Annotated in this window: 1 protein-coding gene and 1 pseudogene; one reads left to right on the forward strand and one right to left on the reverse strand. The window is 69.3% G+C overall.

The features are described from left to right. Window positions 1–105, forward strand: a pseudogene (locus LPA54_RS38105) (LLM class flavin-dependent oxidoreductase); the annotation flags it as partial. Window positions 106–189: 84 nt separating this feature from the next. Here LPA54_RS38105 and LPA54_RS38110 read toward each other — a convergent pair. Beyond that, window positions 190–462 (reverse strand): SCO5389 family protein (locus tag LPA54_RS38110; RefSeq protein WP_228984968.1); only part of this gene is annotated, 273 nt, incomplete at its 5' end.

Consider the following 462-nt stretch of genomic DNA (forward strand, 5'->3'; position numbering starts at 1 on the left):
GGCATCTCCCGCTTCGCTCTGCTCGTCGAGGGCTCCGGTGACCTGGCGGCGACGGAGGAGAACGTACGGCGGATCGGCGCCGAGGTGCTCCCCCAACTCACCTGACGGGTCCGGACGTTCCAGCGATGCTTGCCGCCCCGGTACAGACCGCACCTCCCGCGTACGGAGCGGCAAGCTGTCGATGGAGCGTCAGCAGTCGCGCAGTTCCGGCGACTGGTTGAGCAGTTGGCTGCGCACCGAGGTGAAGCGGGCGAGCGTCTCGTCGACCGAGGAGTCAAGCGGGAACACGGCCACCCGGTGGCAGTTCTGGAAGGCCAGCCGAACACCGAAGTGCCGTTGCAGCGCGCCGCGTATCGCGTCACTCGCGAGCGCACGCAGCAGCTGACCGCGTGCCTGCTCGTCCGGCGGGGGCGTCTGGTTGTCGGCGAAGGTACCGCCGTCCACCTTCAGCTGGGCCACCAG

This window comes from Streptomyces sp. DH12 (genome assembly GCF_020873895.1).
Taxonomy (GTDB): domain Bacteria; phylum Actinomycetota; class Actinomycetes; order Streptomycetales; family Streptomycetaceae; genus Streptomyces.